The organism is Trueperaceae bacterium (assembly GCA_002707365.1).
Classification (GTDB): domain Bacteria; phylum Deinococcota; class Deinococci; order Deinococcales; family Trueperaceae; genus UBA6957.
In genome coordinates this window covers 26238-47639 of record PAMQ01000004.1, presented here as the reverse complement: position 1 = coordinate 47639, position 21402 = coordinate 26238, and the positions used below count along the sequence as shown (strand labels likewise).

Below are 21402 nucleotides of genomic sequence, written 5' to 3'. Positions count from 1 at the left end.
TTGACTTAACATTTGTGATTCCATAACCCGAATCCGTGACTTACGCTAGAAACTCAGCTCAGAGACATTAACATAGGTTTGTAATTCCTTAGCTAGAAGTTCTTTCCGGTATGAATGAGGGTATGGTCCCAACGATGTGTCTGCAAATGATTTAGTGCCCCACGTAAGGCGGTTGGTGAGTCGAAACGTAAAAGCGCTTCGATGGCAAAACCATTAACGTAGCCGCAATCATCCCCTAACGCGTTTAGCAAACTTTCTTCCACATTATGTTCATGCAAGCCTATTCTCAGGAGCGCCATCACCGCGTTCATTCGCACCATGTCCGCGCCACTCCACACACGCCTTCGCTTGGTACTGTTACCAGTACCGGATTTAATGTACTCAGGCCTCTTTTCACTCAACGTCCATTGGGAGTTTTTGTTGGTTCTCAGCAGAGCTAATATTTCTGGTACAGCCGGAGTGGCACTAAGACCCAAGTGACCAAGGGCATCCAGTGCTGTGCGTACAACCATGTGAGATTCATCTGCCAAAGCTGAACGCAATACGCTTAAGGAACCAACAGCAGCTGCTCCCATTTCCCCAATCGCGAAAAGTCCGTTTACGCGTAACCACTCGTCATCATGCCGAGCAATTACCTCAAGTGCTGGTAGTGCTGCTGGACCTATCGCTGATAGTGCGTACGCACTGTCTTCAAGTACAAAAGCTCCCTCATTACATTCGCCGTCTGCATTGGTTAACGTTTCGGAAAGTGCTGGTACGGCAGCTTCACCGATAGCAGCTAACGCGTAAATAGCATTCTGGCGTAGCGGCTCGGGACCTTCGAAAGAAGTTATTAAGGCTGGAATTGCGTCACTAGCAGCGGGTCCCAACTCAGCTAACTCATTACATGCCTGAAGGCGCGAATCAAGATCAGAATCACCCGTCAGCGAAACTACCAGGTCCTGCACGTTTGCTGCGCTCACTTCTCGTTCGTACGTGCCTCTGTTACCGCCACGTAATCTAGTCCAAATCCACTGCCAGACAGCCTGCTTGTCGTGAGGACNGAGCGTGTCGTGAGGAGTCCTCCATTCAGGATCTTGGAAGTCCCAGCTGGGTTGTGTCGGTTCGGAAGCACGTGCAAAGACGAACTTCAGCATGTGGCGACAGTGATCACTCACATTTAGTGAAGCTCCGTGGCCTATATCAAAGTGAGTTAGGACACAAGTTCCGGCGTCTCCACTAGCTTGAAGGCTGCGTGCTCTATCGGAATCACCAAGTGCACGGTGGTATTGGGTGGCTGGTATTAATTGAGTTGGACCTAGTTCTGGTGGTGTGTCCTGTGGGTAATAGAGCAGCATCGCGTACTCTGGAAAATGATGNCGAGGTCNGCCNNGNGGNNTNTGNNNNTCCTGGTGCCAACCAANNNANGTTGTTGATCCCTCCCCGACTTTNGGGCCATCAGCTGTATCTTCTCCTGGGAAGTTACTATGACAGTAGCGGTGAGGATGCAGCACGTAATCCGTTCCAAGAACACTCTGCAGTGCACCCCGTACTTCAGGAGCATCAAGCACACATTGCAATTCAGGCACTCTCGGTAGGACGTTATTCCCAGGATTGTAATCCTCGTCTATCATCACGTTTAATTTCTGGTAGATGCTGGCGGACAACTCAGCAGGAACTACTGGGGGTAAGACTAGAAACCCATCACAAATAAACTTTTGCATTTCTGAATCGCTGAGAAGCTTCGGTTCCACCAGTAACCACCCTCTCTAAAAACTCAGGATTACTTCCCTCATTAGGCAACACTCACCAAGCTTAGCGTTACACCCCATCACAAAGATTAACCCCAGATTATAATTTTGTCCCTAGTTACGGCAATACGCTGTACTAAGGCGACGTAATCGTGGGTGTCCCTAACTATCTTTATTCAGGGTGGGTTGTTTCAGAGCAAATCGACGTGCAGTGCGCTATCATGCGAATTTAGGAGAAGATGGGGATTGTAGGTTGATTTAGAGTGACCTGTTGCTCCACAGTTTCCTCGTAGGTTTGTGCGGTACCACTTACGGAACGATGTTAGGCATGGAGGGGTCAATAAGAAGCGTCTGCGCGGCTGCCAGTCAACTTTTTTAGGCAACCAAACTTGTTTCCGCTGTCCACTACCGGTTAAACGTTCTGTTAGCAACCCAGAAACCTCAAACGGAAGTTTCTAAATTCGGAGGAGTAAGAATGCGTATAGGAACTGTTTGGCACGCTGGGGAGCCCACAATGGCGCTTGCCCATGAAAACAAAGTCTTAAGCCTCAAGGGTGCTGTTTCTAACCTGGTGTCGAGCACCTTGGCGGCTCGACTTCCCGCAACCGTCAAGGAACTATTGGCATTTGGTCCGGAAGCTCTGGAATCAGTACGTCGTGCAGCAAATGCCCTCGAGGTTGGCGCCAAAATCTCACAATCTGCCATCATCGGTGGCGTCGATGAGGTAGATCTACTGCCCCCTCTGCAACCCGGTAAACTCATTTGCTTAGCTGGCAACTATGCTGAACATCTAGAGGAGGGCGGTACACAACGGGCACCGGAAAAAGAGACAACAAATCCTTGGCTCTTCTCAAAACCTGTCAGTACAGGTCTGATCGGCCCCGGAGATACCGTTATCCTGCCCCATATCACTGACAGCATTGATTGGGAGGTAGAACTCGGAATAGTCATGGGTCAACGGGCCAAGTACGTTTCAGCTAGTGAAGCAGAGAACTACATNGCTGGCTACACCATCTTCAACGATATCTCCGCACGTAAATTGAACTTAGCACCGCACCGCACACAGCGTCCGATGGATGGCTTCTATGACTGGTTGACCGGCAAACAAATGGACACGCATGCCTGCATGGGGCCTTGGGTCGTCACTAGTGACGCGATAGGTGACCCACAAAACCTAGGGATCAAGCTATCGGTTAACGGTCAACTCAAGCAGGACTCATCAACATCCCGGATGATCTTCTTTATTCCCGAAATCGTTGAATTCGTCACTAAAGTGATGACTCTAGAACCCGGTGACGTTATCGCTACTGGCACTCCCGCTGGCGTTGGCGCCACAAAAGGAGATTACTTAAAGGACGGTGACCTTATCGAGGCTGAGATCGAAAACATAGGCAAGCTTCGTAATCCAGTTGCCGCTGAAAATCCCGAATAAATATGAGCATACAAAACAAAGGCTGGTGAGGAGACTCATGGTTTCTACGCCGAAGCGAATANAAGTTGGGGAGGTTAGTACCCCAGTCCCGTAAGAAGGATCTCCAGAACTGGCGGTCGGTTGAGTGGTGATTTGAACAACCTGATCATCTGCATAAGACTTGGGTAGGTCTAGGTCACACTATTTTCGTTTACGGACCACATCGCCTAACTTCCGGACGCCAAATACTACTATCCAACTAATGGCAGCCGCTAAAATCACGCCGAGGGTTCCATATTCTTCCGCCCAACTAGCACTTGGTGGACCAGCAACTATGAATAGCCATATGATTGGCGTCAGCAGAATAATGAGGGCTACAGGCCAGTAAGTTTTTCGGAGCCATGGCGGCCGGGATTTCCGATGCACAAATTCATGTCCNAGCCCAATAAACCCAAGAAACAGTGTCACAAGAACACTGCCCCAGAACCACACACGAAAAAACTCTTCGGACATACTCGTTCTCCTTATTTGGAGAATATACAAAACTATTTACCTTTTCAGCCTACATCACCCTAATTCTGTACTCAAATGACGAATTCTTTGTTGAGTGTTTCTGAGCCAACACTATGAAAATGAATGCAATCCCGAAGACTCCTGATCATTGTTGTTTATTGATAAGCTGATAGTCGTTTTGATGATTATGAAGAGCACCCGTATAAGCCCGTTATTTTTCCTTACCTTTGTGTTTCTGAGTTTTTCCTTCGGTCAGAACCTTACGCACAAGGTTAGTGTCGACTCTATACGGGAGACACATGACAACACTATCTACTGGGTCGAGGTTACTGTAGAGAACGTCTCGCTAGCCCGGATTGATCGGAATAGTGTTACCGTAAACTTTCCTCTTAATGAACAAGCACGAGTGTACAAAAATGAGACGCGGCCTAACGGTGTTTATGGTACCTCTAGCAGAATCCCCTACTTGGTTATAGATGGGAACCTCGTACTGACCAATGACCCTGAGGTGTTCACCCTTACTAATAACATTTGGCTAGCTCCTAGTACCCAGGGAGAAATCAGCGAAGGTGGCCATCCTAATAGCACTAAAATTGCCCTACAGTATGTTGTAGAAGCATCTTATGCCACCGCTTTCCCCACTGAAATTAGGGAAGGTATTACTGTGCATCTTGCTTCTCCAGAAACAATAGCCGCTCGACTAGAGGCAGAGTCTGTAGAAAAGGAAAACCGGCTTGCAGAGGTTGCGAGATTATCACCAATTGCGTTGGAAGCTGAAAATATAGCTAGGCGCGCAAAAGCTGATCTAGCTATGGAAGCTATGACTAATTGGTACAAGGAAAAGAGAGAACTACTCAGAGCCAGTAAAGAAGAACTGGGTCAAGAGGCCTCAGAAGTACCTATTCAAGGGGGGGCCGAAGAATTGCGCAAGAGTCAAGGATCCCTAAGCATCAAGGTTCGGGCGACACCCTGGGGAGAGGTAATTCTAGGATTTATTATTGGATTAATTGTTCTGCTCGCAGTCGTATTTCTTGTCATGTTTAACTTAGGGCTGCTCCAGAGAAAACAATCTCTTCTTAATATATGGAAACAGAACTCTACGCGTCACCAAAATGCATCAACCGCCCCGACTGCAAAGGACTCCTAGCGTATTATTTTAAAGCTGACAACCAACCCCACCGACATCTTGATAATCTATTAGTGTTTAACTGATTTTGCTGAATGGGGCTGCATGAAAACGGATAAGCCAAATGTTCTTTTCCTAACCTGTGATGATTTACGACCCGCCCTAGCCTGTTTTGGGGATGTAATTGCCAAAACACCTAACCTTGATCGATTAGCTGCCAGCGGCATGAAATTCGAACGAAATTATTGTCAGGTCCCCATTTGCAATCCCTCACGCTCGTCATTCCTAACGGGTAGGCGCCCCGACACTACACGGGTGTGGGCTAATACCCCGAATATATTCAGAGAGGCAATACCGGACGTAGTGACCCTACCTCAGTACTTCATGGACAATGGATATCACACCGAGAGCGTAGGAAAAGTGTTTTGTAACTTCTGCCCAGACGAGAGATCATGGTCAGTTCCTGAGTTCGATCAAAACCATTCCTGGTTTCACAAATACGCCATCGAAAAACCTCAAACCGATAAAAAAGGAATAGCTGCAGAAAACGCAGATGCTGGTGACGATGCCTTTCCCGACGGAAAAGTAGCTAATGCGGCCGTCCAGGCAATAGAACGACTCAAGGATGAAGCCTTCTTCCTCGGCGTTGGTTTCTGGAAACCCCACGTTCCTTATAACTCCCCAAAAAAGTACTGGGACCTCTATGAACGCAAAAATCTTAAAATCCCCTTGCCCGACAAACTACCTATAGGCGTTCCACTGAAAACGCTCCACAACTTTTTAGAGCTCCGTGGGTACCAGGATGTTCCAGATCAGGGTCCACTAAGCCCTGAACTAATTGGGCGCCTGAGACACGGGTTCTACGCAGCCATTAGTCACCTAGATGCGATGGTAGGCCGGGTACTAGATGCCNTAGACTCATTCGATCTTACTGATAAGACCATCGTGGCGTTCATGCCAGATCATGGNATCCACTTAGGGGAACAAGGCCTGTGGTCCAAGGGTACGCTCTTTGAACTTGACACACACGTCCCATTAATAGTTCGTTACCCGGGCCAAATACAACCGGGAATTTCTACCAGGGCAATCACTGAATCAATCGACATATACCCCTCGCTCATTGATCTTGCTGGGTTAACGCCCCCCGAAGATACAGAAGGAACAAGTTTTAGGCCTCTAACGGAAACCCCAAACAGGCCGTGGAAACAAGCTGCCTTCAGCCAACGTGCGCATTTTAAAGATACTGATTTCGGCCGACTTCCTAACGACCCAACACCAGATTCAATGCAGATCTCGATTCGAACAGATAGATGGCGCTTCAATGAGTGGATAGATTGGCAAACTACCGAATCAAGCGACATCGAACTATACGATTACTCCCAAGATCCTGTAGAAATAACAAACGTAGCAGCCGAACCAGGTAATAAAGCAATTATCGAAAATCTCCGACAAATTCGTCAAAAGGGTTGGAAATCAGCGGCCCCAAACACACCCTAAAACCTATTTTCACCCGTTGGTTTGTGAATTAACTTGGACGCTATCTAAGGTCCGTGGTGAGGTTGTTACGATGAATCGCCAACATTGAAGCCTACGCAACAGAGCTGTTAAATTTAGGGTTCTGCAATTGCCTACTTCAGCTATGCATCACAATGCCACCATCAACGTTAATAGTCTGACCAGTAATGTTTATTGCAGCTTTTGAAGCTAGGAACACAGCCATTCGGGCTACATCCTCAGGACTTTGCCAGCGCCCCAGGGGTACAACCCGACGAACCTTTTCTCCCGCCCATCTCTCGTAGGACATCTTGTCATCCTTATCCTGGAGGTCTTGCCAGGCTTGCCAAACGCTTTGGTTAAGGTCGGTCTTGACCATCCCGGGGGCTACGGCGTTTACCCGAACTCCATAAGGCGCTAAATCCTTTGCTGCTACCTGCATAAAGTTTATGACAGCTGCCTTAGCTGCACTGTACGGAGGATCAGTTTGAGACCCAATCTGGCCAGCAATAGAAGTAAGGAATAACAGTGATCCGTGCCCACTTTCCTGAAGGGTTTTTGCGAAAGCATGGGCGACGTTTACAGCTCCTATTAGGTTCACCTGTAGGACCCTAAGCCAGTCGCTAGGTTCGAGATTCCAGAAGGGAAATCCGTAACGGCCTGATCCTACTCCGGCTGCGTATACAACGTGGTGAATATTCGGGAGGTATTTACGCACGTCAGCAGCTAATTGTGTAACTTCTCCGTAGTCAAGAGCATCAATTGTCAGCCCAGAAACGCAACCCTCTGATCTTTCGCTAAGCTCATCAGCTACCTTAACTACCTCTGGGTCAACGTCCGAAAAAATGACGTGACAACCTTCTTCGGCAAATGCCTTACCGACCGCACGCCCGATGCCCCTGGCGCCACCCATCACAAGAACGCCATCGTCCTTTAACTGAAGATCCATAGAGCTCTATGTTAGACCCAGCCACACCGAACCACAACCCTACCAGCATGTGCTTTCCGGCTATTCTGCTTTAGGTTTACCGAAATTGAACTTTAACCAGATATTTATTTCCAAGAATGGCACCACTCAATGGGAGGCTAAGTTTAATAAACAACCTGTAGCGTTGACAATGTCGATTCAGTATGGATATGGCATTTCGCCAACGGGCACCTCGATAAGAGTGGGTTCATCACGCTCTATCGCCTCGATTAGCACCGCCTCTAATTTATTGGCGTCCTCGTCTTCTACTCGGATTCCTGTGGCCCCATAGGCCTTAGCAAGCAAAACAAAATCAGGGTTATGCAAATTTGATCCGTAAGTACGTCCGTCAAAACGGGTCTTCTGGTCACGTAGAACGTTGCCATAAGCGTTGTCATTGAAAACTATAACCACGGTCCCAATTTTGTGGCGAACAGCAGTGGCTAACTCCTGAGAATTGAACAAGAACCCACCATCACCGGAAACCGCCACAACAGCTTTTTCCGGGCAAGCCACTTTCGCTCCGAGGGCCGTAGGATAAGCAAAACCCAAGTTACCAAAATATGAAGATGTCAAGTAAGTTCGTGGCTGGTAAGCAGGGAAAAATCGCCTAGCATAGTAACCTACCTGCGTCATTCCCGGGACAAGAATTCCGTCGTCGGGCATTGCTGAACGGATCGCACGTAGAAAGGCCCCGAGCGGCTCAACAGTCTTTGTCGAATCGAACAGTTCGGTTTTTAGTGCAACAATTTCTGCAAGACGTTTAGGCTTTGGTTCGTGTCGTCCCTTGAGAAGCTCAAACATCAATTCTAGTGTCAAACAAGCATCGCCTGTTACGCCTAGAGTGTTGGTGTAATTACGCCCGATTTCAGCCGGGTCTATGTCGACTTGAATCACTCTCTGATTACTCAACATTCCAGGCGTTGAGAGCCTAGTTCCCACGGCTATAACCACATCATGGGCAGCTATAAATTCTGGTGGCAATCGGGCGGCTCCTAGACACATGTCATGCCGTTCCGAAAGTGCTCCTTTTCCTTCTGGTGTGAGCAAGACTGGGGCCTGCAGGAATTCTGATAGTTGCGCTAAGATGTGGCTCGTACCTGATGAAACTGCGCCCCCACCTGCCCAAATTAGAGGCTTAGAGGACGCTGCTAGAACCTCTACAGCTTGCTCGACTTTTTTTGGGTCTCCTCCTGGCCTTTCTATCTCAGCTGGTCCTAGAAGCTGGGTGTCTGTTTGCTTCGCCAGTGTTTCCGGTGGGATCTCGATCTCAACGGGACGTGGACGTCCTGTTTTTAGTTGTTGGAAAGCCTCATGTACTGCCGTGGGGATCTCATCAGCTTCTAATACACGTCGTGCCCACTTAGTAACTGGTTTAACAATATCGAGCTGGTCGTTTACCTCGTGGAGCACACCCCGGTCGACACCAATTAGCTCCTTCTCAACTTGTCCGGCAAGCACTAGGACAGGGGAGGATGTGGCGTACGCTGTACCGATCCCGGCTGAAGCATTCTGTAATCCTGGCCCTGGAACTACCAGCGCCGTACCGATGTCACCCCCTGCACGAGCGTAACCATCAGCCATGTAGGTAGTTGCTTGCTCGTGCCGGGTATTTATGAAACGAATCTCCTCTTCACCATGTAAACCATCGAGAGCATGATAAAGCTGCACTCCTGGGAGCCCAAAGATTACGCGAATACCCTCCCGATGTAACTGTCGAGCGAGTGCCTGACCACCTGTCATTAACGCCATAATTTAATAACCTCACAAAATAAGGTTGTCGCTTTACCTTGAAAAGTTCGTTTGCTTCCTCTCTGATGTCTTTGCTTAAAGATCGTCATAGGTGAGTAAGACGATAACATGGTCGACCAGGACAGTGTTTGTAGGGTTTAGGGTGAATCAATAAAGACACTATGAAACCCCGTGGGTTTGGAGCTTAGCTTGTAAGATTATTACGTCCTTGGTGCATTTTCGCGTGAGTCAATCAGGTTCCTGGAGCTTTGTAATGAGGTGACTGAACTCTAGAGAACGCCTCGTCAAGCGAGTCCCATATTCTATCGGCCATCGCAGCGGTATTCAGGCCTCCTTTGATAGATATTCTGATTCCCGGTTTGGGGTCACGACCGTCACCTTTCGTTTGGATGACTTTAACTGATAACACTGTTTCGTATTGCTTACCCCAAGAAATACCAATAAAATTCTTCATACAACACATGCTCGCTTCTACTTCCACGAAACCATTTTCCACATCGTCTTGGGACACTACCCAATTGTCAGACGAAAACTCGGCAGAGGCTACCGACACCGCCCCAAGAACAACTGCATAAACAGCATCCTTTTCACCTTCGTAAATTCTATTTGACGATCCCAATTCTTTAGGTGCACATGAGGCCAGCACAATTAAAATGCCCAAAGAAAACAACGTGATGATAATTAGTCTCATTGCTCGCCCCTCCCTTTAACAAATAATGATGAATCAACTTTAACTTTACACCCTGGCCAAGCATCAGCGTTACCGCTTAACGGTAGTTACACCATCTGACCGGTGTAGTCTTTAAAACGTGAAAGAACCATTAGCGCTTACCGTAAATGGGCACCGGCACACCATATTTTGTGAGCCGGAAACGCCCTTAATTTACCTGCTACGGAATCATCTTAAGCTATTTGGAACCCGAGTGGGATGCGGCATGGGTCAATGCGGCGTTTGCACAGTACTAATCGATGAGGTACCAATAAAGGCGTGCCTTACGCCAATTGAGGAAGCTAATGATCGTCAGATAACTACGGTCGAGGGTCTCGCTCCTGAGGGAACTCTTCACGATTTGCAACAGAGCTTTGTTACTGAACAAGCTGCACAATGCGGGTACTGTCTGAGTGGCCTATTAATCTCTTCGGTTGCTCTCTTATCAAAAAACCCAACACCCACTCGGGCTGCGATCGAAGAACAGTTAGTAGGTAATCTCTGCCGGTGTGGTACCCACGCACGTATCGTCCGAGCCATAGAGCGAGTTGTTAGTACTTCCGATAAAGGCTCATGAGTAACCCGGCTGCTCCGAAAATATTAGAAGCTTATCCAGCTGTTGCCTCTTGGCTAAACTTAAACGACGATGGAGTTGTCACCGTTAAAACTGGAAAGGTTGAGATTGGACAAGGGATTTGGTCGGCTCTGGCCCGAATGGTTGCTACAGAGCTTGGAACTTGTCTTTCCGAAGTAAAGGTTGCTCCTGTCGACACGAGCACATCGCCAGATGAAGGTGTTACAGCGGGGAGCGGTTCAATCGAACAAAGTGGTGCTGCCCTACGGTTAGCTGCTGCCACATTGCGAGAATCCTTAGTAACTATTGCTGCGACAAAAACTGCTTTACCTCAGTCAACAATCGAGTCGCGTAATGGCGCCTTATACCAACTTGGCGGAACACAGCTGTTTACTTTTGGAGAATTAGCTAGTTGCGTCCCGGAAGATCTCGAGGTAAATACTAAAGCTATTTTGTCGGTGTCCCCTGAGGGAGAACAGCAAGGGGGTCGCCTTGATCTCCCAGCTAAAGTAACTGGTGCAACCCAGTACATTCAGGATTTGGACTTTCCAGGAATGGTTCACGGTAGGATTCTACGACCACCTCATGAAAAGGCTAATCTCCAAGACCTCAATGACGGATTAGCCTTGAGCGTGCCTGGCCTCATCGCGGTGATTAGGGACGGATCTTTCGTCGGTGTTGTGGCTGAACGAGAGGAACAGACGTTGCAGGCCTTATCAAGTCTGGAAACAGGTGCAAAATGGGAGATTCCCCGGTGCCGAGCGGCACCGGGGAATCTCTATGAGTACCTTAGGAACCTTCCACGAGAATCGGTGTTAGTTACCGAAGTTGGAAAACCAGCCACAATCCTTACCGAGGAAAAAGGTGTAATTAATGCTACCTATCTGAAGCCGTACCAAGCTCATGCCTCGGTGGCGCCTTCTTGTGCAATAGCGCTTTCAGAAGACAACCTACTTACAGTTTGGACGCACAGCCAAGGTATCTACCCACTGCGGAGAGAGCTCGCCACGATGCTGAGCCTAGACGCAACTAATGTTCGGGTCGTACACATCGAAGGTGCAGGCTGTTACGGTCACAATGGTGCAGATGATGTCGCTGCCGATGCTGCCTTGCTTGCCGTGAAACTCCCGGGTCAACCAGTCCGGGTGCGTTGGAGCCTTGAAGAAGAGTTACGTTGGGCGCCGTATGGTTCAGCAATGATCACTGATATGAAGGGCGTCGTTGACTTGGAAGGTAAAGTGAGCGCCTGGGACTTCCGAGTCCTTACTGACACTCACAGTAGTCGACCTAATGGTGGGGGCGGCCGTCTCTTATCTGGACGATACTTAGAAACTAACCAACCTCTAGTGTGGCCTGGGCCGATGCAAGGAGGATATCGGAACGCACGTACGTTATATCAATTCCCTCACCAACGGATCCGAGCAGAATTTTTTGATGGGCCTTATAGGGTTTCTGCGTTGCGTACTTTGGGCGCGTTCTCAAATACCTTTGCCAATGAATCGTTTATGGACGAACTGGCCTACTCTGCCCAAACCGATCCATTATTCTTCCGCCTCAACCATCTGGAGGATTCACGTGCCATAGCTGTTTTAGAAGCTGCAGCTGAGGCTGTTGGGTGGTCCCCGCACATAACTCCTAGTGGTCGAGGATTCGGAATCGCTTTGGCCCGTTATAGTGGTGATAAAGCTTATGTGGCACAAGTGGCAGAAGTAGAGGTTAATGCGAACTCAGGCCACATTCGTGTTGTACGTGTTGTAACCGCGTGTGATGCGGGACGAATCGTGGATCAAAATGGTGCGAGGAACCAACTGGAGGGTGGTACTTTACAAGGAATCAGTCGCACCTTGTTCGAGCAAGTTCCGTTCGACCCTGCAGGTCCGCCCATCCGATCTTGGGATGATTATCGAGTTCTCACTTTCAACGATCTTCCTCAGTTAGAGTCAATACTAATCGACCGTCCGGAATTCTCGTCCCTTGGCTTGGGAGAAGCTTCCACTACTCCTATTGCAGCTGCTGTTGCAAACGCTATCTTTGACGCCACCGGAGTTCGCCTTAGAGAATTACCTCTCACTCAAGAACACCTTCGCTTGAAGTTAATAACGAATAGCAAAAAGATGTTGGAAAGCTATGAACCACGTTCATGATTTAGAAACCAGTCGTAGAGGTCCTGTCCACCGTACATCCGGGTCCAGCAATCGTGAGCTAAATCTTCGTGGATTGTTAATCTAACAGAGTTATGACCGGCACTTTCCAAAGCATTCGCCATGTCATATGCCCAATGAGGTTTTATGAGGGTATCTCGGCCGCCGTGGAAGATCCAGAACGGTGTTTGGGCTGCCGCCAAAGCTCCAACCCGTGCTGAATTACCGTCTCCACAAAACGGGGCCACCGCTGCCCATTTCTCGGGATATTCAGTAGCTAGATGCCAGGCACCGTAACCACCGTAGCTTAAGCCAGTAAGGTAAACACGATTAGGATCTGTTTGATAACAACTAAGAACCTTTTCCAAAGATCCCATGAGATCCTCTTCACACAGTTGCCAACCGCCTGGCGGACCATCATCTCCCCAGGCTTCAGTTACGGATAACTCGGTTGGTGACAGATCAGCTGTTCTCGCCATCGGTCGATCGGGGCGCTCAAAAACCCTTCGTTGAGGCGGATTAGAATCACGCACGGGCTTCTGAACATCATTACGCAATTGAACGTGCTCGTGCATGCCGAAGATCGGTAACTGTAGTGCCACAATAACGAAGGGTAAATTGCGCCGATAAATCCACGCTTCGGCCTGGGGCCCGTGGCACAGAATATAGTCGAGATCCGCTCGACCGTTACCCCGCTCACCAGTACCGTGCAAAAAAATGATTGCTGGCCAACGCTGTGATGAATTAGAATCGTAACCAACTGGTAGGTATACTAGAAACTCGCGATCCTGATCTGTCGCCAAACTGTGATAAGGCACACGGAGTAATTTAGCGTCATTTATTTTTTCGTTCATTATTTTCACCTCGGTAGTAGGTTTATGGGAACATCTGCATGTTCAGCGCCTAACAGTTAAGGATCAACATGGACACAGTGCGTTCTCCTTGACCTTAAAACGTTACTGCTCAGCATACCCACCAACTCCTCAAGCGTTGCAAGCTTTCACTTGATAGAATTACTGGAAACCATTTGACGGGAGGCTACAATGGCAATCACAAAAGCACACGCAGTTTGGGACGGTAACCTCGGTAAGGGAAGTATGACGCTACCAAAAGGAGGGTTTACTGGCCCGTTCACTAAAGCCAGTCGTTTCGAAAATGGAGAAGGAACCAACCCAGAAGAACTAATCGGTGCAGCTCATGCTGGCTGCTATTCTATGTTTTTGACGGCGTTGCTAAGTGGCCAGGGCCACACCCCTAACCAGGTATCAACGAGCGCTACCGTCACAATCAGCGATGGACCCACAATTACTAGAATTGAGTTAGATACTGAAGCTGATGTTCCCGGCCTCGACAATGAGACATTCCAGGACCTTGCTAATCAAGCTAAGGAAGGTTGTCCTGTGTCTAAAGCCCTCGCTAGCGTAGACGAGATTATTCTCACAGCTAAGCTCGTCTAAGTACAATTTTTAAGTCTTAACTCGTCTTTACTTACCGGAGTTAATCCGGTAAGTTTCTGACTTGGATTAATTGAGGTTAATACCAAAAAGCAAGACTCACCAATCCAGTACAAGTAAATCTTTGTCAGTATTGTTATTTGGGTATACCTAAAGCAAGTACTTGTTTCGGGTAATCAGGTAGTAATACGGTCACCCTGATGGCATAAAAGTGACTCTCTCTTCGTTGATTCATTTATTTCAGAAAAACGAATCCAAGTTCAGGGACACCTTGTTTGAGAAGCTTCAGATAGCCGAAGCTTGATTTTACTTTGGATATATACCAGAACGGCTTAGTGATTCCCAACCCTGTTGCGGTGCTTCATTGAGCATTGCAAGGAGGTTCTCCTTTAAGTCACCAATAAATGTTGCCTCTTCAGTACTTACAGTGGATAGACTAGCAAGACGGGTCAAGGCGTCCATAGCTAATCCGACACTGAAAAGGTTCTTGTCCTCCCGAATGACAACTTGCAGAGCAGCAACGGTCTCTTCTAGTTTGGTGCCTATGACATTTGAACCGTGCGAGCAAAGAATCACCATGGACCAAAGTGTGTTTTCTCGGACTGCCGAACGAACCGGTTCGTATCGCTCAAATCCACGATCAAATCCGTTTCCTTCACACACGTCAGATTCATCATTAGGCCTCACAAACTTAATGGACCGACCTTGCGCTAAATCCATACTTAAGCGATTTTTCTCATGCTTAAGTGTTTCCAGTAAAGCTCCAATGCAGTCAGGAATCAACTCGGATCCTACTCCTGAACCTATGGCTCTGCGCCCTAAGCAACCTAGAGTCCCTGCTGCTACAGATCGGACGTAGACCGACGGATCAGTCCGCAAACACATCACAACAGCCTTAAGTACTTCTCTGGTAAGGTACGCGGCGTCACCAAGACCATATACGCCGGCTTTCCGTACCCATTTGATGGGTGAGGTGGTCGCCTCAAGGAAAATAGCTGTAGCTTCCTCACCCATTGCAACAAGACCGTAGGTCGCAGCTCGGCGAACGCTCTCACGGTGATTGTAAAGGCCTTGCGTAAGATACGTTCTAGCTAGGTTAGTAGCTCCATTACCTGCTAGCTGATAGGCCGCACCAATGCGCATCGGCTCAGCATTCTCTCCTTTGGTTAATAGTCGTTCGTAAAGACGCTTAGCCTTTACTTCTTCTGCGGGGCTTGTTGGCGTACGCCGTGGCAACGTGTTGCCTGTCTTAAGCCAATAATAGTGGTAACGCCAGACGGCCTTCAGGTCAACTCCGGCTTTCGACAAATCTATACCAGTTAGGGGATCCAACCCGAGTTCGTCCCAACAAATTTCTTCCGGTGGTGTACCCCCCATGTCAGTGGTGCGGTACAAGTAGAAGCGCCACATGAATCTGGGGTTGTCAGGCCATGATCGCCAGTCATCACGCCTATGATTACCCCTGTGGAAGGTGTTGTGGGAGTAAAGCACTACGCTTCCAGCCCTAAGCGGGGCAACCTCAAACTGTTTCACCAATGGCCAGCCTGTCTTAGTGACAGACTCTCGCATCCTAATATCATGCGCTGTTCGGGAATGAACAATTTCTTCTTAGCTGTATTTTGATTCTGGTCCACTAACCGGGATTCTTTCCATTCCACTTAAGACATAATCAAAGTCTAGGTGGTCAGCACCTGCAAAGTTGTCATGGTTTTCCTCGTGATCAAACGTCCAATAGTGCGCATAAGGTATCGTGCCAGTTGGCCCCATATCTTCTCTTACGACCTGCGGGAAGTAAAGCATCTCTAGTTGAATTGATTGGTGATGCCGTTGTTTACGGGCGTTAAAAGGGGCGTTGTCATCCTTATGCCAATGCTGATCACGAGCACCACTTAAAAATGGGGCATTATGGGTGAATGGAACGATAGCCCAATTCTCACCAATCAGTTGGTTACAGGCAGCAACTAAGCCGGGTGAGTTAAGTACTGTGAATATGTCAGGAATGCTTTCCGGTGAAATACCACCTTGATTCTCGCTGAGGTTCCTGCGTTGGTGAGCCTCTACTTCTTGTGCATAAATCCGGTCGTGAATCTCAGGAGAAAGTCCCAAACTATCAGGAGAAAGTACCACTAGACCACGGCAAGCAAAGTCCTGTACTAAGCTATTGGGATTGCTGTACTCGATCGAATGAGACCTATTAGCGGCATGACTTACCTTGCCTTTGGCCACAGTTTTAGTCCTGAACTTCAAAAAATTCTATTATCTCACCACTGGGGCCCTCAAAGAACGAGATTGTGGCTTTCAGTCCTGCCAGGTCCACATCCCTAGGCTCTACAGTTATTTTGTATCCTGCTCGCCGCACGTGTTCCGTAGAACTGCGAGCATCAGTAGTAGCAAGAGCAAAGTGTAAGACTGGATCATTAGGTGCATCACTACCGGGAACCGGAGTATCATCTAACGGCTCAAATAACTCCATATGACTCCCATCACCCATGTCGAGAATTAGTACAGTCCGACCTCCCGGCCCGCCCGCCTGAAATTCAGTTACCTTCGTCATACCAAGTACGTCAACATAGAGAGCAAGCGAAGCTTCCCAATCTCTAGCCGCGACAGCAATATGATGGCAACCGCCACCAGCAATAACAGAGTTCCTCGTCCCTACTGGCATACAACGCACCCCTTATCGACTACTGAATTGTCCATGCCTTGCTCACACATGTCTAGAGCACATACTAACCTAACTTTTCGGGGCACTTGATTACAGTACTTGGAGTAGGTTTAAGCTTGGACTTTTCAAATAATTCGTATAACTCTTAGTCGGTCAAACAGTTACCTAAAATAAGCAAGTTAATGCGATGCCTAAAGACAACCCGTGTGTTAGTTAATACGCCACCGCTAAACTACGGTGAACCTGGGGCGAGGAGAACCAAGACGAGAATATAAAGCATACCTAGAATCCAGGGTGCTGCCAAACCTAAAGAGGCAGGCCAAAAAAATTTTCGAAACCACTTAGGTCTGGCCATTCTTAGTAGAAAGTGCACTAACTCATTCACCCCCCCGATACCTAGAAGAATCACTGCCCCAACAAAGAACGGAACTGGGTTAATCAGAACCAGAAGAGCAAAAGGAACGCTTAGTAAACCAACAACAAGAAAAATAAGAAAAAGAGCGAATGGCTTCATGCGTTCTCCTTACTGGAGAGCATAGACCAAACTACTCAAGGTTTGCTAACGACTCAGATATATGTCTGTACAGTTGAAAGTGAGAGGAGAAAATGTTGCGCACAACCCCGGTTCTGTCAATAACAAACGTGACCCGTTGGGACAAGATTCCTAAAAACCTGCGAACACCGTAGGACGTCGCGACCTCACGATTTCCGTCAGAAAGAAGTCGGTACGGTAGTTGGTACCGTCGGGCAAAACTTAAATGGGAGTCAGGCGAGTCCTCGCTAATACCAATCACGATAGTATCCGTCTCTTGGAAGGCTGCGTACTGATCTCGAAACCCGCATGCTTCACGAGTACAACCCGGCGTGTGGTTCCTAGGATAGAAAAATAGAACCACATTGCTGCCACGGTAATCGTGTAATCGAACAATCTTCCCATCCTGGTCAATTAACGCAAACTTAGGAGCCTTATCCCCCACGTTTATTTGAGGCGCGTTAGTTCCCAAAGTTAAAACCTCCGAACACTTATGAGGAATAGAATGAAGCTGCTTTCCTATTCTTAGGATTCAGGATAATACGAGAAGATTACAGTAACCTCCACCGCAGTGATCTTAAACATCACTTCCTCGTGACTGTTATCCTTAGAAGATGTCGCCTAAGCCACGAAGTACAACCTCTGGTGAGTTTGATTTTGAGTCTGACCCCATCGCACTTGAGGTTCTATGGCAAAGACTCATCTCTATAATGAATGAAGTTGACAACGCGATCGTCAAAACCACATTCTCAACCATACTTAGTGAGAGTCGTGACTTTGCCTGTCTGCTGACTGATTCCCACGGTCGATCGTTATGCCAATCAGTTTGGAGTACTGCAACTTTCTCAGCAGTTTATCCACGTACTGCCAAGGCGCTTCTAGAACATTTCCCTATAGAGACCCTTCGACCTGGGGACGTTATAGCTACTAATGATCCTTGGTTAGGTACGGGCCATCTCCCTGATTACATTCTTCTCGCGCCAATCTTTTACCAAGGCCGTGTTGTTGCCTGCATGGGTACCGTCTCTCACATGTCCGATGTTGGTGGTCACCCTGGAGAGATTGAAGGTGACGATGTTTTTGCGGAGGGTTTAAGAATGACCCCATTTAAGCTTTATGAAGAGGGTCGCGAGAACCCACTGGCGTTCAATATAATTGGTGCGAACTGCCGAGCGCCGGACCTGTTGCTGGGTGATCTACGAGCTATGGCTGGTGCGACGAAGGTTGGTGGTGACCGATTCCGGGAACTCCTCGAAGATGCTAGTTTAACTAACATTGATACTGTTGCTGCGGCAATTTCAGCTCGTTCCGAAAAGCACATGCGACGCCGGATACTTGAACTACCCGATGGAATTTATCACTACGGGATGGATATTGACGGCTATATCGATACTGCGCATCTTGAAGTGGCTGTAACTATTGAGGGAAGTGAGGTGTTAGTCGATTACACTGGTACCTCCCCACAGTCGACCAAGGGGTCGATCAATTCTTCTTATAACAGTACTTTGGCCTCTACGATGTACCCTTTTAAGTGTGCATTAGCCCCCGACGTGCCTAACAACGAAGCTCTTTTTCGCCCTATAAAAATTCAGGTGCCAGAAGGTTCAATCCTTAATACTCGGTTTCCTTCAGCTGTAAAGGCTCGTGCGAAAACAATTAATAACCTTAATCAGGTCCTCTTTGGTGCTCTCTGGCCCCTGTTCGGCGATCAATCACAAGCTAGTAACGGGGGTATATGGCCGCTAGTCCTTAAGGGAGACGAGCCAGGATACGGTCGTTACATTATAGATATGCTTCCCCATGGAGGACGAGGAGCATTACCAGCAATGGACGGAATGGTACCGGTTTCGTACCCTGAGAACAGCACCATTACTCCTTGCGAGGTCATTGAATCGCAAGCACCGGTGCTTTTCCACGAAAAATCTCTACGTCCTGATACAGGCGGTCCCGGGCAGTACCGTGGTGGACTCGGGCAAACAGTTACCTTCCGCCACGTCGGTGATACTCCTATTACTTTTAGTCTGACTCCTGATCGAATCACGACTCCTCCGCACGGCTTTGGTGGAGGCGAGAATAGTTGTGTCGGAGAAGTACTTATTAACAATGTCAGGACCTTCTTGTTTCCGGCAATTGAATTACAACCTGGAGATACTGTTGAGTTGCGACTTGCTGGCGGAGGAGGTTTCGGTCAAACATCTGATCGGAATCCGGCTCAGATTTCACATGATCTAGCTATGGGTTACATTACTACGGAAGCTGCACTAAGAGACTACGGAACTGACTCGGAATAATAAAGTTGGCGGTGGGGGCCGTTTAATTGATGGACACTAACGCTGAAAACCATAAACATAAACCGAAATTCAGGAGTAACAAGCACCAAAAGCATATCAAGCGACTTGCTCGATAATCGTGACCAAATAGCTAACGAATTGCTTTATGAGTTGGCACTAATGTTCAACTTTGTTGACTTTACCTTTACCTACTCGTTCATGAAATCAAGCTGCTCCTGCGTAAGACGACCAACCAACTCCTCGCTAGGCCGATACGTCTGCCACTTAGGACCATAACCACATAGCACTGCCCTCCGTACACCTGGATTCACTCTCTTACCAGAACCATGAGCAGCACAATCAACAAAAAGAAGAGCATCCCCAGAATCCATCAATACCTCCACGGTACCCTCCACTTTATCCAATGAACCACCTGGTGTAGCTTCCGAACTAGCGAAAGCCGGATGAATCAAATTGGACTTATGACTACCAGATACAATCATTGTCCCACCATCACCCGGACCAACCTTATTAAGAGCAACAATTACGTTGATTTGGCCACAACGAAATTCACCATTATGATAACGAAACTGTGTATTTATACGTCGCTTGTGTGCTCCCGAATGAAGCTTCGAAGCTTGCCCTTGAGCGCGCACGATTACTCCACTAGTGTTGAATACCGGCTGATCAATGCCGATGTACCTTTGCAGGTGTTCGGACCAAGAAGGATGGTCAATTAACCGCTCAAAAGGTTCTCCTGCTTCAACAACATTTGATAACAACTGACCAAATTGTTCATACCCAGCAAAACGTTTCTGCTCTTCATCCTCAATTAACCTGTCCACACACGCGTTTAGTTGAGCCACATCCTCTTCCGAAACCGCCTGTTTCAAAACTATGTAACCTCTTAAATCAAATAGGTAATCATCCATTTCGCTGACCATCGATCACTCCTTTGGAAACTGCCGGTCACTGCTCTAATAGGACCATATTACGAATGCCAGTAATTTAGTACTCAGCCTTACGCCAAACCTAATCCAAGGGAAAACGGGAGACTCGAGCATCTTCATGGCCAGGATTGACTTGGTCAACACAATATTAGGTGATTAACGTCTACACTGGATTACATCTATTGAGTCCAATTCATACTTAAGGAGTCACTATGCCCAGTAATTCACAACTAACTAACGTTCTATCATTACAATCAACGAATCGGTTTGAGGACAAAATAGGTATTGTCACTGGGGGAAACAGTGGGATCGGTGAGGGTGCTGCTAGAGCGTTCGCGCGAGAAGGAGCCAAAGTCATCCTCATGGCGCGCAATGAGGAAAAGGGCCGGGCAGTAGAAACAGCAATCCGTAGTGATGGCGGAGATGCNACATTTATTGGTTGTGACGTTACAGACGAAGGTGCCGTCAATACGGCTGTCCAAGAAGCAGCTGNNACTTATGGAGCTATACACTTTCTTTTTAATAATGCTGGTCGTGGCGCACCTAGCCAATTTCCCAACGAGCCGCTCGAGGACTTTGAGCACATTGTTCGTGTAAATTTAACGTCAACATTTAACATGAGCCAAGCAGTATGGCCACACCTCATTAAAGCTGGGGGTGGAGCAGTAATAAACATGTCGTCAGTTGCTGCACAGCGTGGAATCAACACCTTGATGTACGAAGAATTTGGCGCAACTACTCCGGCTTATTGGGCTTCGAAAGCAGGCGTTGAAGCTCTTACGCGTTATCTAGCAGGGATTGGAGGCAAACACCATATCAGAGTGAATTGCGTGCGGCCCGGCCAGATTTTGACGTCACGAGCTACCCGTGGAACTCTTCATGATCCAGATGGTGGGCATCACGTCTTCGAGAAGTGGTTTGAGAAGACTCAGGTTCTCGAGGGACCTGGATTACCTGAAGATGTGGCTAATCTCGTGCTGTTTCTAGCTTCCGATGAGTCGCGATTCATCACCAGCGAAATGATCAACGTCGATGGCGGTATCGTAGGAAAGATCTAGAACGGTTTAGGAAAGTTTTCCGGCAACTCAGGCATCATTTGAGTCATTTCGCTCGG

Annotated in this window: 19 protein-coding genes and 1 pseudogene; 8 read left to right on the top strand and 12 right to left on the bottom strand. The window is 48.0% G+C overall.

Annotated features, from left to right (window positions below; translation table 11 throughout):
- Positions 1 to 92 precede the first annotated feature (92 nt).
- A pseudogene (locus tag CMO31_01295) lies at positions 93 to 1733 on the bottom strand (hypothetical protein).
- 472 nt (positions 1734 to 2205) lie between these two features.
- Between CMO31_01295 and CMO31_01290 the strand changes: the two are divergent.
- Entirely contained in the window at positions 2206 to 3162 is a 957-nt protein-coding gene (locus CMO31_01290) for a 5-carboxymethyl-2-hydroxymuconate isomerase (protein MAZ52633.1), read from the top strand.
- Between the two features lie 180 nt (positions 3163 to 3342).
- Here the strand turns inward: CMO31_01290 and CMO31_01285 are convergent, their stop codons facing one another.
- On the bottom strand, positions 3343 to 3654 hold the full coding sequence (locus CMO31_01285) for a hypothetical protein (protein MAZ52632.1): 312 nt from the start codon (positions 3652 to 3654) through the stop codon (positions 3343 to 3345).
- A gap of 187 nt (positions 3655 to 3841) precedes the next feature.
- Between CMO31_01285 and CMO31_01280 the strand changes: the two genes are divergently transcribed.
- Both CMO31_01280 and CMO31_01275 read left to right on the top strand, forming a co-directional pair.
- Positions 3842 to 4801, top strand: coding sequence for a hypothetical protein (locus CMO31_01280; GenBank protein ID MAZ52631.1), 960 nt, complete (start codon positions 3842 to 3844; stop codon positions 4799 to 4801).
- 84 nt (positions 4802 to 4885) lie between these two features.
- Positions 4886 to 6277 (top strand): iduronate-2-sulfatase, encoded by a 1392-nt coding sequence (locus tag CMO31_01275; protein ID MAZ52630.1) that lies wholly within the window; start codon positions 4886 to 4888, stop codon positions 6275 to 6277.
- A 136-nt stretch (positions 6278 to 6413) separates the two neighbouring features.
- On the opposite strand, the gene CMO31_01270 is transcribed toward CMO31_01275, so the two are convergent.
- The 3 genes from CMO31_01270 to CMO31_01260 form a co-directional block, all read right to left on the bottom strand.
- Positions 6414 to 7223, bottom strand: a complete 810-nt coding sequence (locus CMO31_01270; GenBank protein MAZ52629.1) for an oxidoreductase — start codon at positions 7221 to 7223, stop codon at positions 6414 to 6416.
- A 177-nt stretch (positions 7224 to 7400) separates the two neighbouring features.
- Positions 7401 to 8993, bottom strand: coding sequence for a thiamine pyrophosphate-binding protein (locus CMO31_01265; GenBank protein MAZ52628.1), 1593 nt, complete (start codon positions 8991 to 8993; stop codon positions 7401 to 7403).
- A gap of 232 nt (positions 8994 to 9225) precedes the next feature.
- Positions 9226 to 9684 (bottom strand): hypothetical protein, encoded by a 459-nt coding sequence (locus tag CMO31_01260; protein MAZ52627.1) that lies wholly within the window; start codon positions 9682 to 9684, stop codon positions 9226 to 9228.
- 118 nt (positions 9685 to 9802) lie between these two features.
- Between CMO31_01260 and CMO31_01255 the strand changes: the two genes are divergently transcribed.
- On the top strand, positions 9803 to 10279 hold the full coding sequence (locus CMO31_01255) for a (2Fe-2S)-binding protein (protein MAZ52626.1): 477 nt from the start codon (positions 9803 to 9805) through the stop codon (positions 10277 to 10279).
- Positions 10276 to 12420 carry an aldehyde dehydrogenase gene (locus CMO31_01250; GenBank protein MAZ52625.1) on the top strand — a complete coding sequence of 715 codons (2145 nt, stop codon included), beginning with the start codon at positions 10276 to 10278 and terminating at the stop codon, positions 12418 to 12420. Before CMO31_01255 ends, CMO31_01250 begins: the two co-directional genes overlap by 4 nt.
- Here the strand turns inward: CMO31_01250 and CMO31_01245 are convergent.
- Positions 12402 to 13271 (bottom strand): alpha/beta hydrolase, encoded by an 870-nt coding sequence (locus CMO31_01245; protein ID MAZ52624.1) that lies wholly within the window; start codon positions 13269 to 13271, stop codon positions 12402 to 12404. The genes CMO31_01250 and CMO31_01245 overlap by 19 nt on opposite strands.
- 189 nt (positions 13272 to 13460) lie before the next feature.
- Between CMO31_01245 and CMO31_01240 the strand changes: the two genes are divergently transcribed.
- Positions 13461 to 13874, top strand: coding sequence for a peroxiredoxin (locus CMO31_01240; protein MAZ52623.1), 414 nt, complete (start codon positions 13461 to 13463; stop codon positions 13872 to 13874).
- A gap of 303 nt (positions 13875 to 14177) precedes the next feature.
- Here the strand turns inward: CMO31_01240 and CMO31_01235 are convergent, their stop codons facing one another.
- The 5 genes from CMO31_01235 to CMO31_01215 form a co-directional block, all read right to left on the bottom strand.
- Positions 14178 to 15404, bottom strand: a complete 1227-nt coding sequence (locus CMO31_01235; GenBank protein ID MAZ52622.1) for a hypothetical protein — start codon at positions 15402 to 15404, stop codon at positions 14178 to 14180.
- A gap of 75 nt (positions 15405 to 15479) precedes the next feature.
- The gene (locus tag CMO31_01230; GenBank protein MAZ52621.1) at positions 15480 to 16097 is read right to left on the bottom strand and encodes a hypothetical protein; all 618 of its coding nucleotides are present in this window, start codon (positions 16095 to 16097) and stop codon (positions 15480 to 15482) included.
- A gap of 4 nt (positions 16098 to 16101) precedes the next feature.
- Positions 16102 to 16536 (bottom strand): glyoxalase, encoded by a 435-nt coding sequence (locus CMO31_01225; GenBank protein ID MAZ52620.1) that lies wholly within the window; start codon positions 16534 to 16536, stop codon positions 16102 to 16104.
- A 232-nt stretch (positions 16537 to 16768) separates the two neighbouring features.
- Entirely contained in the window at positions 16769 to 17050 is a 282-nt protein-coding gene (locus CMO31_01220) for a hypothetical protein (GenBank protein ID MAZ52619.1), read from the bottom strand.
- Between the two features lie 31 nt (positions 17051 to 17081).
- On the bottom strand, positions 17082 to 17519 hold the full coding sequence (locus tag CMO31_01215; GenBank protein MAZ52618.1) for a peroxiredoxin: 438 nt from the start codon (positions 17517 to 17519) through the stop codon (positions 17082 to 17084).
- Positions 17520 to 17682: 163 nt separating this feature from the next.
- Here CMO31_01215 and CMO31_01210 point away from each other — a divergent pair, with 163 nt between their 5' ends.
- On the top strand, positions 17683 to 19359 hold the full coding sequence (locus tag CMO31_01210) for a hypothetical protein (GenBank protein ID MAZ52617.1): 1677 nt from the start codon (positions 17683 to 17685) through the stop codon (positions 19357 to 19359).
- 188 nt (positions 19360 to 19547) lie between these two features.
- Here the strand turns inward: CMO31_01210 and CMO31_01205 are convergent, their stop codons facing one another.
- Complete coding sequence (locus CMO31_01205) at positions 19548 to 20282, bottom strand: hypothetical protein (protein ID MAZ52616.1); 735 nt, start codon at positions 20280 to 20282, stop codon at positions 19548 to 19550.
- 218 nt (positions 20283 to 20500) lie between these two features.
- Between CMO31_01205 and CMO31_01200 the strand changes: the two genes are divergently transcribed.
- Entirely contained in the window at positions 20501 to 21346 is an 846-nt protein-coding gene (locus tag CMO31_01200; GenBank protein MAZ52615.1) for a hypothetical protein, read from the top strand.
- The last annotated feature ends 56 nt before the right edge of the window (positions 21347 to 21402 follow it).